We start from the raw sequence: 237 nt of genomic DNA, 5'->3' as shown, positions 1-237 counted from the left end.
AACTCAAATAACGCGGTGTTCTCGGTTTATTGTTTTGTTAATAAAGAAATTAGATAGTATTTAGTTTTCAAAGTACAAGCTCTGAGGGTAAACCCCTCAAAACTAAACAAAGTTTCTTTGATGTGTAGGTTCCGTTTTATTCCTTAGAAAGGAGGTGATCCAGCCGCAGGTTCTCCTACGGCTACCTTGTTACGACTTCACCCCAGTCATCTGTCCCGCCTTAGGCGGCTCCCTCCA

At 42.6% G+C, this 237-nt stretch carries 1 rRNA gene; it reads right to left on the bottom strand.

What is annotated here, in order from left to right:
- Positions 1–147: 147 nt before the first annotated feature.
- Positions 148–237, bottom strand: a 16S ribosomal RNA gene (locus tag LMC10_RS02020); the annotation flags it as partial.

It is taken from the genome of Limosilactobacillus reuteri subsp. simiae (assembly GCF_020784875.1).
Classification (GTDB): domain Bacteria; phylum Bacillota; class Bacilli; order Lactobacillales; family Lactobacillaceae; genus Limosilactobacillus; species Limosilactobacillus reuteri_H.
The sequence above is the reverse complement of the archived record's forward strand: the minus strand, read 5'-3'. Positions and strand labels throughout refer to the sequence as shown.